Here is a 14,975-nt window from a genome sequence, read left to right on the forward strand (position 1 = left end):
CTATCCGTATTTATACGTTTAAGCTAATTGATTAAAGACGAAGAACGTCCCATTTCCATTCTAACGAGTGGAAACGGGACGTTTTCTATTTTTCTGGAGGGGGATGAGAAAATGGCTTTTGAAGAAGCACACACCAAATTTATCAGTCATCATCTTGCAAGCAGGACGGGAGAACCCGGGCTCGGATGGTTAGGGGGCATCTACATGCAGAATCTCAATTTCTTAGGAACATTTGGTGGCCACTTAAGGGTAACTTGGAGCATCTTCATCCCGAATATCTCAATCTCAATAATATTGAATCTTACTGGAAAACCTCCATCTAATTTCGCGCTTTTTTAAAGATTTCTATGAATTCGAACAAATTAGCTGGAGCTTTTACTTTTATAGGGGACAAAAGGCAGGAAAGTGAGCAATTAAAATGACAAATTTGAAGAAGTAAAATCTAAACAAGCAAAGATGGCGAGGCCCGCTTTGCTTGTTTACTCCTGCATCAAACCGACTTGGGGCATTCCTTTAGCTTACTGACTGATTCTCCGGGTTTTCAAGCACAGGCAAATCTTGGGCGTGTTGAGACATGCAGTCGAACCCAGTCATGTTATGATGTTGCATGGCATTCGAGCCCATACACAGCTTGCTATAAACACCTAATCTCACGCGGTAAACACCTGGTTATTGCGATCCACCAGCAGCTTGCTCGCTAGCAAGCCGTCCAAAACCAATTCAATCGCTTCCTTCAAATCATCTGTTGAGCGGAAAAAACCTAGCATATGGACAACAGCTGTGGCAATCAGCGACCTCTCGATGCCGTATGAATCGACGGCTACTTTCATAATGGCCATGGCAATTTCCTGCGGGCTGACAAGCTCAATTTTCTTGTTAGGCAGCTCCCGTCGATCTCTTAAAACAGGCGTCTCCATGCCGTCTAGCCATAAAAATTCTTGCTTGATGCTCAAAATATTGCGCTGCATTAAGTGGTTGATCGCATCCTCCAAAGCTTGCTGTATGCGTGTTCCCATTCTTTTAATACCAGCAGCATCAACAATTCGTTTCATAACCTCGCTTTTGTGCACAGGGCTTTCAATCGCTACTACGTCTTGCACCCACTGCGCGATTCGAGCCACCGGAATGGTATGGAACTCCTGCCCATCCCAGTCGATCGTTAACTGGGCACATTCGTACTTGCTGATTCCACTTTCTTGCGGATGCTCATCGGCTGTAGTGCTGCCCCGCTGGATTTCATCTTGTGCTACCACTAGCGCATCCGTTAATATACCGTTCGTCTGAACGTTCCCTGCAACGTTCACAGCGTTCGCAGCATTCGCTTCATTTGCCCAACTCGCCGTATTCGCTTCTTCCGCCGCCCTCTTTTCCAGCTTTAGCTTAACGCCCTCCTCAGCTTGCAGCTTCGCTTGCTCGATGGCCTCAATCGTTCGCTGTAGTTCGCGCTCTGGATGCCTGAACCAATCAATGCTCCAAATCCGATGGATGCTCCAGCCTAAGCCCTCTAATACCGCCTGTCGTAAACGGTCACGATCTCTTGCAGAGCGGGCACTATGGTAGGTTGCCCCATCACACTCAATGCCCAGAATGAACCGTCCGGGCACTTCAGCATCCACAATAGCCAAATCGATAAAAAATCCGGCTGAGCCGATTTGCTTGGCTACTGTATAACCCGCATCCGTTAGTGCATCGTGAACTGCCTGCTCGAACGGGGAATCAAAGTCTTTGCCGGTGGCCACAGGCACGTCCAAACGCCCACTTTCGGCATAGGTAAGGAAAGTTTTGAGCGCTTTGACCCCACGTGCATTGCTGCGAGCAAGATCAATATCCTCAGGCTTCAAATTCGTAAATACTTCACAGCGTATTCGTGCACGGGTAATTAATACATTCAGTCTACGTTCACCGCCATCGCGATTAAGCAGCCCAAAGTCCATCGCCAAATAGCCTTCGGCGGTTTTTCCATAGCCGATACTGATCAGGATTACGTCCCGTTCATCCCCTTGGACGTTCTCCAAGTTTTTGACGAAAAACGGTTCATGCGGGTGGCTGCTAAAAAACTTCTCATTCGCCCCACTGGATCGGCGCATCATTTCGAGCTCATCCATTATCGCCTGCATTTGCGCCATGCTGAAGGCGGCTACGCCTAAGGTCAAGCCCGGCTTGTCCCGGGCATGCTGCATCACAGCGATGGCAACAGCACGCGCCTCCAGCTTGTTCGTCCGGGATCGCCCACGGTCATACGCGGTCTCTGGCAAGTGGTGGTAGATTAAGCCTGAATCGTTTTTTTCGGCATCGGGGCTAGGAAATACGATCAGTTTGTTATCATAAAATTCGTGGTTGGACACCGTAATAAGCGATTCATGGCGGCTTCGGTAATGCCATCTAAGCATGCGTTGCGGTGCATTTTGTCCAACAAACAAGCCAAGGATGCTTTCCATATCACCCACGCCATCCTCTTCGGATTCATCATCTATCGATAGCGAATTAAACAGGTCCGTAGGTGGCATCTGCTTGCTGTCGCCTACCACGATGGTTTGCTTACCGCGAATAATCGCACCAAAGGCATCAACCGGCTTCACTTGGCTGGCCTCATCAAAAATAACCAAATCAAACTCAATGCTGCCTGGCGGCACGAAGGTCGCGATCGATAAAGGGCCCATCATAAATACAGGCTTAATTGCCTGTATAGCATGGCCCGCCTTCTGCATAAGCTGGCGGATGGGCAAATGCCTGCTTTTCTTCTCGAATTCCCGCTTCAAAATCCCCAGCTGTCCTGTGGCATCCTGCTGCTTTGGCAATTGGCTCCAATGAGCCTCTGCAAGCTTAAACCGGTTCCTATGTGTCATCTCAACATCAAATTCGCGAAACTTGTTAACCGCCTGCTCGTGCCTGCCGCCTTCAAATTGCGATAACGGCGTGTGCTCATGAAAGGCCTGGCTGCTAATAAGCTGATACCAATTGATATGGTAACAATCGGCCAGCAGCTCCCCGGCAGCCTCCCAAGCCTCGCTTAATTCCACATAGGGGGCAAGCCCTTTTTCATTGCATAGGCTCGCCAGTTGGTTGTAGGAGGCTAACGGTTGAATGTCCAAGGTGCGCTTGGACCATAGCGCAAGTAAATCGGACACAACTGAAAAATGCTGGTCCAGCAGCCCTTGCTTATTAGCAAAACGGACGCTTCCGTCAAATTCAAGCCATTCTTCAACCGCGCTAAGGTTTCTTTTATACAATTCATAGTTACGTTTATATTCGGTTAATAGCTTGGAGAGCTCGTAGATATCACTAATCCCATCCATATAATCCAAAGCCCAAGCAGGCAGCAGCTTGCTGGATAGCTCCTTGTGGAGCCCATACGCCCATTGGCTAAGGCTAGCTATTTCCTTCCAGTCCGAACGCACTCCGTCCCATGAGGCTCCATACAGCTCCCTGCCTAGCTGCTCATGCTCAGTCACTGTCTTTTTACAAAACCGCGCTTCTGCAATCGCATCAATGATCTGTAGGTAATTACCTTGCTTGCCGTGAGGGTCACCTTGGGGTTTCGCCCCAGGATTGCGGAATAACGCTTGGATACGATTTTTCGTCCTTCTGTAGCTGCCCGATAGGAACCTCCACCATTTATGCTGGGTGGATATTAACACTTGGCGTGCCTCTCCCAAATCCTGCTCCCAAGCATCAGGAATAAGTAATTCCTCATATTCCTCATGAATTTGGGTGTAGCTGCTGCCTGCTTTGATTAATTCGTCCAAGCTACTTTTGGCGCTCACCCATTTCTCTGAGCGCAGCGCAGCATTCGCCAGAAGGCTAGGAGCATCAACGACCCGCTTAAGCAGGCTTATCATCAGCTCCGCATCTATGCTACCGTCCAGCTCAGGAAAATGGGTATGGTCTGCGATAAGCGCAGACTGTTCTTGAAAGCTTGTACAGATCTCTTGGGCTACATGCAGGATACGTCCCAGCTCGTCGAGCTCATGGGGCATAACGACCTGCTTCTTGCTGCCCCAAAATAGATGCTGCTTAGGGATACCGATCGATTTTATTACACTTTGCAGCTCTTCGATCAACAATCCTCTTTCGTTATATATGCCAGCAGTCCATGCTTTCATCGCTTCCATATTCACCTTGGGCATCACGAATTGCTTGTATTTCCCTTTATAACGCGCCAGCTGCCCTAATGCCTCATAAGCTGATACCCCGTAGCCCCCCACTGGAGCATTTACCGCATGGGCATGAGTATTTAGACGCTCCCTTAGCTGGTTAAGTATGGGAATATTAGGATTCGGGGCATAAATCGGTTTGCCCAGATCCAAGGTTTGTGCAAGCTCGTTTAACAGCAGCTTTTTATTCGTCTTATGGCTGTGCAATTCCAAGCAGGCTACACCGAGTCCCACTTCGTCCAGCCTTCGTTTTACAACCTCAAGTGCAGCCATTTTCTCGGAAACAAACAGCACTTTTCGGCCGCAGCCAATCGCTTCAGCAATCAGATTCGTAATCGTTTGCGATTTCCCAGTTCCCGGCGGTCCCTGAATAACGAGGTTACGCCCTTGGTTAGCGTCCAATATCGCCATAATTTGCGAGCTGTCCGCATCCTTAATGAAGTTGTTATCCTCCCAGATTAGATAGGTGTCTAGGTGGGCATCATCCCCCATATCGGAACGCGGCTCTTTAAAGCCGGACTGCAATAAAGCGGTAATGACAGGATGCTCCAGTGGCTTTGTGTGCTCGGGCCAATGGACTACATCCAAATCGTGGTACATCAGAAATTTACCGAACGAAAAAAAGCCGATAACAATCGATTCTTCATCGACAGACCAGCGCTGCTGCCCTTCTATTGCGGCAGATACCTGTAACAAATAAGATTCCAGCTGAAATTCCTCATCGTCAAATACAGGAAGGCTAATGCCAAAATCCTGCTTCATTTTGGCGGCTAATGAGATATTGAAACCAATATCATCCTCTGTGAAGGAAACGGTAAAACGCTCTTTGGCATTGTTACGTTCCAAGCGGACTGGAATAAGCAGCAATGGGGCTTGCCTGCGTTCTTTACTCTGGTTTGCTTCATACCAGTTCAGCATGCCCATCGCCATATAAAGAATATTGACCCCCTGCTCCTCGATATAGGTTCTTGCCGCGGTGTAGCTATGGAGCAGCCGATCTTGAAGCTGCTTATCCAGATAGGGTGTCTGGAGGCGGGAATCCCTATGTGAACTGGCTTTCCCGGCAGCAGCAGGGGGTAGCTGCTTCTGCAAATCTACAACACCTGCACGATCTGAACTTGAACTAATTGGACTATCTGTGCTTTCCACAAACGTCATTTTCCGTTTTTCAACAACCATCATACGAAAAACCTCACTAGGCTTTTCATCTATAAGTTCAAGTCCGCGTGCCTTCGACGCTCGATAATTCAATAACGGGTTACGAAGGCCCAGATCAAGTAATTCCTGGCGAGCCTTATTCAATTGCTGGGCAATATTGTTCATGCTCATAGCCTTGGTTCCTCCGGGTTGATTCAATGTATGTGTTGGATGTATGTGTTCGATGAATGTATTGGATGTAGATATTCGATAAAACAATATTCGCTAAAAAAGACGAAAAACCTCCTTATTTGAGGAGGCTCATCATTTAAACACCTATACATGCCGTCTCGCTATGGGAAGGGCTACTGTGAATGTACTTCCCTCGCCTAATGAGCTGCTGACACCAATCGTACCATGATGGGCGTCGACAATGGATTTGGCGATGGCAAGACCAAGGCCGTGGCCGCCTATTTGCCTTGATCTGGATTTGTCTGCCCGGTAAAAGCGATGAAAGACCTGCTTCTGCTCCTCCTCGGCAATGCCGATTCCTGTATCCTCCACAACCATCACCAGCTTGCGATTCGAATCGTTGGCATCCATAGACAGCAGCAATCGAACCTGCCCTCCACTTGGCGTGTACTTGACTGCATTATCCAGCAATATATACAACAGCTGCTTGATTCGCTCGACATCCCCTTCCATTTCGAAGGGACCCTCGGCTTCCAGCTGTAGGTCAATTTGCTTGGATGCAGCGATCGCTTTCATCGATTGCACAACTATTTCACTCTGTGCATGGACATCGAAGGTATCCACCTGCAATTTGTACTCCGGCGTATCGGAGCGTGCGAGCAGCAGCAGGTCACTAACGAGCTTGGCCATCCGTTTGACCTCATCCTTCATATTAACCAGCAGCTTACGTGAAAAAGGATCCGTGTTAGCCGTCTGCTCCATTTCCAACGAATCTATCGAGGACAGCATCACGCTTAATGGTGTTCTCAGCTCGTGCGAGGCGTCCGAGACGAATTCCCTTTGTCTTGTATATGATTGTACAATCGGAACCATCGCCCGCTTCGACATCATATGGCTCATGTACAAAGCAAGGCCGAAGAATAGCAACGCCAAGCCTCCAAAAATATACAATAACCAATTAAAAAGCTCATAATTATAGGAAATATTTTTGCCTACATAAAGAAAGCCTACCCGCTTGTTTCCTTGCATAATCGGCTTGCCGGACGATAACAGACGAATCTCTTGGGTATTATCCGGGTTCAAAGGCACGTTATAGCCACGCGGAAAACGGCCGACTCCGAAACGTTCCTTGGACAGCTTTAATTTTTCATACCGCAGCTCATTATTTACTGGCACCCAACCCTTTAATAAATCCATTAGCTGCGGGCGCAGGCCTCGTCCAATATCAGTGCCTTGGATCAATTGTCCAGCAGGATTCAATATATAATGAAACAACTCGTCCTGAGAGGGGCCGATGATCCCTTGCAGCTCCAGTACCCGTGGATCGAAAACAAGAGTCTGTTTGATCGATTCCTCTATTAAACGCACCTCTTGGTCAACGATTGCCCGCACCTCGCGCTCCTGGTCATTAAGGATAATAAAATAAAGCAAGGCGTAAACAATGACAATAAAAATAACAAGGAATAGCATTAACAGCCCACTATAGACGAGCGTCAAGCGACTTTGCGTACGTTGAAAAATATCGCCCTCCGTCCGCCTTCTTCTCCAAGCCTTCCATTTATCCCTCAAGCTTATACCCCACCCCGCGTATACTCTGAATGAGCTCCTCCGAGCCTAAGGGCTCAAGTTTTTTCCGTAATAGCTTTACGGTGGCATCAACGATCTTGGCAGACACATCGGAATCATAGCCCCATATCCGATCCAGCATCACCTCACGCGTCAACACCTGCCCTTTATTATGGACCAATAAATCAAGCAGCTGAAACTCACGGGGGGTCAATTGAATGACGAAATCCCCTTTTTGCACCGAAAAACTGGTTCGGTTCAGCAGCATATCCTGGATACCTACAATTTCTTCGGTAATCGGCGCATAGTTTCTACGGGACAACGCGCGCAAGCGAGCTAACAGCTCATCGATCTCAAAGGGCTTGATTAAATAATCATCGGCTCCTGCATCCAAGCCTTCGACACGATCCTCAAGCGAATCCCTTGCCGTCAGCATCAGAATGGCACCGGAATAACCTGCCTTTCGAAGCTTGCGGCATGCACTTATGCCATCTCCGTCAGGCATCATCCAATCCATAATGCATACCTCATAATGAGAAGCAAGCGCGTAAGCACAAGCATCATCACCTGTCATCACCCAATCCACTTGGTAGCCGGCCTTCTTTTTTAACATATGGGCAATCAGCTCGCCAAGGCGTATATCATCTTCGGCCAACAAAATATTCAATCCCTGCACCCCACTTCTTTAAATGAAAGCATACCATAATTACATGAAAAATTAGTGAAAAGGCCGTGAAAAGAAAATCCAAAAAAAGATAGAGGTAAATGATTCCTTTCACTCAATTTTCACTTTACTTGATTATATTTAGATTGCAAGGAGATGAAAGCGCAAGCAATACACAAACCAATTAGGAGTGATATAACCAATGAAGAAAAAACTATTACCCATTACGTTAGGTCTTGCCCTTATGGCGATCGCAGGTACTGCATACGCACAAACCGTTACAACTCCAACTACAACCGATACTTCCATCCATCAAAAGGCAGCAGGCGATAAAAACAGACAAGGCGGGTATGCATCAATGGTTAACCAAGAACTGTTGACGCTTCTGAAAACCGACCAAGCTACCTTGCAAACTGAATTAAAAGCGGGTAAAACATTAGCAGCCATCGGTGAAGCAGCCGGTGTAACTAAACAACAAATCATTGACCTTCTGGTTGCACAGGATGCTGCGAAATTAGCCCAATCCGTTACCGATGGCAAAATAACACAAGCAGAAGCCGATACTAAAAAAGCTAAACAGCTAGAAATGGCAACCAAAAGAGTAGACCAAGCCGGTAATATGGGCGGTAAAGGCCCAGGTGGACCTGGCGGCAAAGGTGCAGACGGTCGTGGCGGACACGGTGGACCTGGGGGGCAAGGCGGTATTGGTGGTGGCGGATTCGGCGAAACGGTAGCTACTCTTACCGGTTTGACAGCGCAAGAGATCGGCACCCAAATGAAAGCTGGCAAATCGTTAAGTGAGATTGCATTGGAAAAAGGCGTTAGCAAGCAGCAATTAATCGATGCGCTTGTTAAGAAGGAAACTGAAAAAATCACAAAAATGGTGGACGAGAAGCACGTTCCCAAAGCAGCTGGAGCAACTACAGCCCCAACTACTACTCCATAATTGAAGGCTTAGATAACTGAAGGCATACTTAGGTAAGCGCAAGCTAAATGCCAATAAACCTCCAAACCCACTGTGACAGGTGGGCTGGAGGTTTATTGGTATTTACGTTAGTAATATGGTGCTGCTCATTACGGCATTCGAGCCTATGTACATCTGGCATCTGGCATCTGGCATCTGGCATCTGGGCATCCTGTCATCTTGGCACTTAGGCACTTCGGAGACCCACAAGCAAAGCTGGCTATGGAAACGCCTTTTGTTTTCATGGTGTGACTCTTGGACGAACTTTTGTTACAATGGGATACATATCTATAAACCCGAGGAGATTATGATGTGGCTCAAAACCGTCGTTTGGAAACCGATCAAGAATTTCAAGAAGTATTAGAGAGCCAGGCACAAATACGCGTGTTTAAAGACGATCATATTATTGATTCAGGCGTTGTCATCACTCGTTACGATGAAAATACGATTGTTGTTAATTCTGGAGTCAGCGGACTTACTTACCATCCACGAAAGCTATGCGAATTTTTCGAGATCAAAAAACGCTAATTTATGGAAACCAATGCCAAAACAAGCGGCGGATAAAAACCCTCCAAACTTGGAGGGTTCTCATCATTTTTATCCATATGATTATGGGTGGTGTCCAGCTATGCTGGTACTACTCCATTAAAATCTTTGCTTAAACTGGGAACGCCTCATCGATTTGCAGCGTATGCTCCTCGGAAAGCTTCCAGCCGACAGCGCCTACATTCTCACGTAGCTGCTCCAGCTTGCTCACGCCAATAATGGCCGCCGACACGGCTGGACGATGAATAATCCAATTCAAGCTGACCTGGGCTGGGGTTTTGCCAAGCTCGGCCGCAATATCCTTCAGGATTTGCACGCCCTCCTGGAATTTTTTCGCCCGTTCCGCTACGGCTGGCTCCTCCGCGCCACGACTGCCTCTAGGCAAATTTTGCTCATATTTCCCGGATAAAATACCCCCGCCCATCGGGCTATAAAGGATCATGCCAATGCCTTGATCCACGCACATCGGCTGCAGCTCCTTCTCTACGGCACGGTTGGCCAAGCTGTAGTTGGGCTGTACCGATATGAAGCTGGCCAGCTTGTTTACATCGCTCACCCACAGCGCCTTCGTAAGCACCCATGCTGGGAAATTGGAGCAGCCAATATACCGCACTTTGCCTTGGCGGATTAAATCATCATAAGCGCGCAATGATTCTTCAAGAGGCGTTTCCCAGTCCACATTATGCGCCTGGTATAGATCGATGTAGTCCGTGCCAAGACGGCGTAAGCTGTTCTCGACCTCCTGCATAATATGCAGGCGGGATTGACCTCGGTTATTGATACCAGGTCCAACATCACCGTGCACCTTTGTAGCCACAACAACCTCATGCCGGCGGCCTTTAATCGCCCTGCCCAGAATCTCTTCGGCCTCACCGCCCGTATACCGATTAGCGTTATCGAACAGGTTGATCCCTTGCTCCATAGCTTCACGGATAATAGCGACCGAATCCATCGGTGACACCTTGCCCGGCTTTCCCCACGGCGGGGTCGCGCTTCCGAAATTCCAGCAGCCTAAGCTTAGACGTGAAACTTTAAGTCCTGATTTGCCTAATCGTACGTATTCCATAGTTGTTATCCTCCTAAAGTTTATTGGTGAATAAGTTCCACTCCGCTATCTCCAGAATTCGACTATTAATCCTTTTTAAAATAAGGCGCGTTCTTCAAGAAAACGCTCTCTACCTTTTCAACAATAGGTCCGTCCAATTCGGATTCATTCTTGACCCTATTCCATTCAGGGTCGTTGCGAAACGCCTCAAACTTGGCATCACGTTCTTCGCGATCTGGAAACTCCAATACATAATAAAGCCTGTTATGCTCCGGGTCCAAGTCTTCCCAGAATTCAGTAACCTTCATGTCATGCTTTGCAAAAATATTCAGCGTATGGTTAGCAAACCTGTCGTTAATCGCTTTCATTTTACCCGGGTACATATAATAAATACGAAGCTCAACTAGCATAAAGTCCCTCTTTTCGCTTTTTCGTCTATTACTTATCCCATTATAAGCTACATACGCCTCAACGGAAATGACTGAATTTTTCGAAACTTAGTTTCTTTAAGTATAGTAGCTGTAGCTTTCACGCTGGTGAAGATGCACCTTTCTCACGCTGATGGACAATAAGAATACAAACCACACACCCCACTGCAATCCAACCATTGTAAAAAAATACGTTTTTCATCCCAAAAGCCTCACTGGCGAACCCGCCAGCAAAGCTGCCGATAATTCGGGCAACTCCCAGACTAAGCAAGCCGTTTAATGCCTGCCCGCTCGCCCTTAGCTCCTTGGGCACCTGCTGATTGATGTACATCGCAATCGTCACGGACAGCACGATATAGATAAGCCCATGAAGAATTTGCGCGGGAAGCACCCAGATGGGATTGTCCGTGAAGGAAAAGGCAAACCAACGTAGCGCGGTGGCGATGCTTGAAATAAGCAGCACATGGGTGATCCGGACTCGCTCGAAAATTCGTTTGGCAAAAAGCAGGAACGGAACTTCGCTGAGTGCAGAAATAACCATCGACCAGCCTAGCAGAACATTGTCGCCCCCCATAGCCTTATAATAAACGGGGAAAAATGTATAATAATAACCTAATGTAATTTGCAGCACTACGCTAATCGCCAAGTAGACCATCAATTTTCGCTGTTTAAACAACACCCAAAACTTCACCTTATTACCTGTAGACTGATGGCCGGAAACCTTGGGGAAGCGCAGCAATAAAAACAGGGAAACCAGCATAACCAACGCATATACAGGAAATATATAACTAATTTCGTGCTGGGCTACGTAACCAAAGGCGATAGACATCAAGGCAAAACCAATCGTGCCACCTAGACGAATTGGGCCATAGGACCAGCGCTTTTGTTTATCCAGCTCCTCCAGTGTAATCGCATCACTAACAGCAAAGATCGAAGTTTGGAAAAAGGTTAATAAACCAACCATCGCCATTAAATAAACAAACGCCGTAGACAGCGGGAACAACAGCATCACAATGCCACAGCCGACAATCATAATCATTAAAACCGAATTTTTACTCTTAGCCCGATCTCCCTGCAAGCCCCAGAACGGCTGGGCTAATACAGCAACTAATGGCCCTAAGCTCAGCAGCGTGCCAATTTCGGAGGGGCTAGCCCCGATTGACTGAAAATACAGAGGAATAAAGGTGCCATATACGGCATTGCCCATATAAACAACGGTATAAAAAAGCAGAAAAACGACCATCACAGTTGTCCTGACGTTATGCCTGATTCCATCCTAGCTACAAGCCAACGTTTAAATTCATAAGGTGCTAAAGGCTTTTGCAAGTAATAGCCTTGAATAATATCGCATCCATACGATGCCAGCATGTTCCAGCTTTGCAAGTCTTCAACCCCTTCTGCTACCACTTTAAGACCCAGATTATGCGCAAGAAATATAATGGAACGTACAATCATCGAATCCGTCGCATCATTTGCCATATCGGCAACAAACGATTTATCAATTTTGATGGTATCGACCGGTAACGTTTTCAGATATGCCAACGAAGAGTAACCCGTTCCAAAATCATCAATGGATAATTGAATCCCCATCTCATGAATGTTCATTAAAACCTCTTTAGCGCGAACCGGGTCCGCCATAATGAAGCTTTCGGTGATTTCCAAGGTAATTTTCCGAGGGGATACCCCATATTGCTGCAGCAAGGCTTTTAAGCGAATAGGCAGCTCCGCATCCTGCAAATTTCTCGCCGATAAGTTAACGGCAATCTCGATATCAATATGTTCCGCTTCCCATAGCTTGCTTTGCTTAAGCGCCTCGTTCAGCACCCAGGTTGTAATCGCATTAATTACGCCTATTTGCTCGGCGATCGGAATGAAATCCGAGGGTGGAATGAGGCCTAGCTTAGGATGTTTCCAACGCAGCAAAGCTTCAGCGCTTAGGATCGTATTGGTTTTTAATTCAGCTTTAGGCTGGTAGACGAGATAAAGCTCATTTTTTTCGATCGCCGCGCGCAGGTCACCCATCAATAATAGGCGATAGGGGTCTTTTTCGTCCTGCTCCTCACTATAAATCGAATAGCCGCTTTTAAGGCGCTTTGCGCTGTACATCGCAACATCGGCACGGCGCAGCAAGGTCTGGATATCTTTACCATGCTCCGGGAAGGAGACGATGCCCATACTAGCTCCAATCGATAAATTAACCTCTTCCACAGAGACGGGCTGGTCAATGTTCGCTAAAATAATCTGTGCAGTAGACAATCCCTGAGTAGGTGTACAGTTCGGGATCAGTACAGCAAATTCATCACCACCCAAGCGGAATATGGTTTCAGCATTAGATAACCATTGCGTTATCAAATTTCCTATTTTCAATAATAATAGGTCACCAAATTGGTGCCCTAATGTATCATTAATCGCTTTAAAATGATCCAAATCCATTAATAATAGCGTAAACCCTTTTCGTTCATCAAGGACGAGGCTATTAATCATTTCATATAGCTTTTTGCGGTTAGGCAATTGGGTTAGATGGTCATGGGTCGCCATATGCTCCAATTCAAGCATCTGGTTGAAGCGGACGGAAATGTCTCGAATGGTGCAAACGAATATATAATTGCCGTCGAGCAATGAGGTTTTCAAATGGATATCAGCACGGAAGGAACGGTTGTTTTTGCTGAATAAGGTAATTTCACACTTTTCTATACTCATGACCTGGGTATTGCCATAGGCCTTCAGCAATTCAAGAGGGATCAGAAGTTCCGCTCCCCGCCCCAAAACCTCACTTATTTGATAGTCAAACATACTTTCTACGGTCGGATTAATACTAATAATTTCATGGGCGGTATTGATGATCAGGATCGTATCGGCAGAGGTTTCGCCAATCAACCGATGCAGTGCCTCTGATTTTTTCAACTCTTGGGTGACCCTGACCAGCTCCTGATTCGCGTTTTCCAGAGCCTTGGTCTGCTCAAAAAGAGCTTCGGTTTGCTGCTTCATCCCTCGGGCATTTATGAATATTTTAATTAATTGCTCGACCTTCAGCTTTAATACATCCGGATCAAAGGGCTTAAACACATAATCAATAGCTCCTGCCGTATAGCCAGAAAATACATGCTCGGGCTCCTTATTGATCGCGGTTACAAATATGATGGGGATGTCTTTGCTTTTTTCCCGTGATTTGATCAGCTTGGCTGTCTCATACCCGTCAAGGCCAGGCATCTGCACATCCAGCAAAATAAGCGCATACTCCTCTTTCATCACACATTTTAACGCTTCTTCCCCAGAAAGACATTTCGTTAAATGTACATAAGGATAATCCAGTAACGCCTCCAAGGCCAACAAATTTTCCGAGCGATCGTCTACCAAAAGGACATTTATCATATAGTCTTGATTCATTACCGTTCACCTCTCTACATGTTAATTGATCCGTTTATATATTTTCTGTAAGGAGCTCATGTTGATAAATTGGGAAGCATGCTTCGTAAACCGCAGTGACTCTCTACTGCCTAATGCCAAAAAACCACCCAAGCCCAAGCTATCATAGAGCAGGTCATGTACATGCTCCTGCAGGCGATGGTTAAAGTAAATAAGGACATTCCGGCAAAAGATAACATGAAATTCGTTAAAGGAACGATCATCCACTAAATTATGGTGGGAAAATACAATGTTTCTTAACAGCTTGGCATGCAGATAAACCTGTTCATCCTTAGAGGAGAAGTAAGAATGAAACTGTTCCTTGCCTCCTGAAGCAAAGTAATTGCGTGTATAAGCCTGCATCTTGGAAAGCGGTAACGCACCAGTTTTAGCTTGAGCGATAACCCCCTCATTCATATCCGTAGCATAAATGCGGCAGCGTTCATACAGCCCTTCCTCTTGAAGCAGGATGGACAAGGAGTAGGCTTCCTCTCCTGTTGCGCAACCAGCTACCCATACACGTATAAAGCTTTCCTTTCTCAGCTCAGGAATGACTTCATTTCTGAAATAATTAAAAAATTGCGGATCCCGAAACATCGCGGTTACATTAATAGAGAAATCGGCAACAAGCTTATACGCATATTGCGGAAACTTTTGCAATCGGTCAATCAGCTCGGCGGCATTGGCCATACGCTCGGTAATTAACCGCCGCTGCAGCCTTCTCTGGATCGTAGCCATTGCATAATCTTGGAAATTGTAGCCTGTCGTTGTATAGATCTCGGATAATATTAAGCTAACAGCTTCCTGCGGCAGTTCATAATGGAAGGGCACCTCTGCTCGCTCCAATTCCGTTTCCTCCATCTCTATTCCTTAA

Annotated in this window: 11 protein-coding genes; 3 read left to right on the top strand and 8 right to left on the bottom strand. The window is 46.7% G+C overall.

The genetic code is table 11. The features are described from left to right. The first annotated feature begins 111 nt into the window (after positions 1-111). Complete coding sequence (locus G9U52_RS29855) at positions 112-339, top strand: hypothetical protein (RefSeq protein ID WP_166154564.1); 228 nt, start codon at positions 112-114, stop codon at positions 337-339. A 311-nt stretch (positions 340-650) separates the two neighbouring features. Here the strand turns inward: G9U52_RS29855 and proA are convergent, their stop codons facing one another. The 3 genes from proA to G9U52_RS29870 form a co-directional block, all read right to left on the bottom strand. Further along, on the bottom strand, positions 651-5,483 hold the full coding sequence (gene proA / locus G9U52_RS29860) for an anti-phage protein ProA (protein WP_166154566.1): 4,833 nt from the start codon (positions 5,481-5,483) through the stop codon (positions 651-653). A gap of 144 nt (positions 5,484-5,627) precedes the next feature. Beyond that, the gene (locus tag G9U52_RS29865; protein WP_243767639.1) at positions 5,628-7,052 is read right to left on the bottom strand and encodes a sensor histidine kinase; all 1,425 of its coding nucleotides are present in this window, start codon (positions 7,050-7,052) and stop codon (positions 5,628-5,630) included. Further along, positions 7,042-7,716, bottom strand: a complete 675-nt coding sequence (locus tag G9U52_RS29870; RefSeq protein WP_166154568.1) for a response regulator transcription factor — start codon at positions 7,714-7,716, stop codon at positions 7,042-7,044. Before G9U52_RS29870 ends, G9U52_RS29865 begins: the two co-directional genes overlap by 11 nt. Positions 7,717-7,915: 199 nt before the next feature. Here G9U52_RS29870 and G9U52_RS29875 point away from each other — a divergent pair, with 199 nt between their 5' ends. Together G9U52_RS29875 and G9U52_RS29880 are read left to right on the top strand one after the other, a co-directional pair. Beyond that, positions 7,916-8,659, top strand: coding sequence for a hypothetical protein (locus G9U52_RS29875; RefSeq protein ID WP_166154570.1), 744 nt, complete (start codon positions 7,916-7,918; stop codon positions 8,657-8,659). A 330-nt stretch (positions 8,660-8,989) separates the two neighbouring features. After that, positions 8,990-9,205 (top strand): hypothetical protein, encoded by a 216-nt coding sequence (locus G9U52_RS29880; RefSeq protein WP_166154572.1) that lies wholly within the window; start codon positions 8,990-8,992, stop codon positions 9,203-9,205. A gap of 130 nt (positions 9,206-9,335) precedes the next feature. Here G9U52_RS29880 and G9U52_RS29885 read toward each other — a convergent pair whose 3' ends face one another. The 5 genes from G9U52_RS29885 to G9U52_RS29905 form a co-directional block, all read right to left on the bottom strand. Further along, entirely contained in the window at positions 9,336-10,289 is a 954-nt protein-coding gene (locus G9U52_RS29885; protein ID WP_166154574.1) for an aldo/keto reductase, read from the bottom strand. 65 nt (positions 10,290-10,354) lie between these two features. Beyond that, positions 10,355-10,678 carry an NIPSNAP family protein gene (locus G9U52_RS29890; protein WP_166154576.1) on the bottom strand — a complete coding sequence of 108 codons (324 nt, stop codon included), beginning with the start codon at positions 10,676-10,678 and terminating at the stop codon, positions 10,355-10,357. A gap of 118 nt (positions 10,679-10,796) precedes the next feature. Beyond that, positions 10,797-11,939 carry an MFS transporter gene (locus tag G9U52_RS29895; RefSeq protein WP_166154578.1) on the bottom strand — a complete coding sequence of 381 codons (1,143 nt, stop codon included), beginning with the start codon at positions 11,937-11,939 and terminating at the stop codon, positions 10,797-10,799. Continuing rightward, entirely contained in the window at positions 11,939-14,083 is a 2,145-nt protein-coding gene (locus G9U52_RS29900) for a two-component system response regulator (RefSeq protein ID WP_166154582.1), read from the bottom strand. Before G9U52_RS29900 ends, G9U52_RS29895 begins: the two co-directional genes overlap by 1 nt. 21 nt (positions 14,084-14,104) lie before the next feature. After that, positions 14,105-14,962, bottom strand: a complete 858-nt coding sequence (locus tag G9U52_RS29905; RefSeq protein ID WP_166154584.1) for a CheR family methyltransferase — start codon at positions 14,960-14,962, stop codon at positions 14,105-14,107. Positions 14,963-14,975 lie beyond the last annotated feature (13 nt).

The sequence above is a fragment of the Paenibacillus agricola genome (assembly GCF_011440305.1).
Taxonomy (GTDB): domain Bacteria; phylum Bacillota; class Bacilli; order Paenibacillales; family NBRC-103111; genus Paenibacillus_S; species Paenibacillus_S agricola.

Bases quoted from the DNA above. Each gene is read 5' to 3' on its own strand.
- G9U52_RS29900 (WP_166154582.1), bottom strand. From the start codon at position 14,083: ATGAATCAAGACTATATGATAAATGTCCTTTTGGTAGACGATCGCTCG.
- proA (WP_166154566.1), bottom strand. From the start codon at position 5,483: ATGAGCATGAACAATATTGCCCAGCAATTGAATAAGGCTCGCCAGGAA.
- G9U52_RS29855 (WP_166154564.1), top strand. From the start codon at position 112: ATGGCTTTTGAAGAAGCACACACCAAATTTATCAGTCATCATCTTGCA.
- G9U52_RS29905 (WP_166154584.1), bottom strand. From the start codon at position 14,962: ATGGAGGAAACGGAATTGGAGCGAGCAGAGGTGCCCTTCCATTATGAA.
- G9U52_RS29895 (WP_166154578.1), bottom strand. From the start codon at position 11,939: ATGGTCGTTTTTCTGCTTTTTTATACCGTTGTTTATATGGGCAATGCC.
- G9U52_RS29890 (WP_166154576.1), bottom strand. From the start codon at position 10,678: ATGCTAGTTGAGCTTCGTATTTATTATATGTACCCGGGTAAAATGAAA.
- G9U52_RS29885 (WP_166154574.1), bottom strand. From the start codon at position 10,289: ATGGAATACGTACGATTAGGCAAATCAGGACTTAAAGTTTCACGTCTA.
- G9U52_RS29875 (WP_166154570.1), top strand. From the start codon at position 7,916: ATGAAGAAAAAACTATTACCCATTACGTTAGGTCTTGCCCTTATGGCG.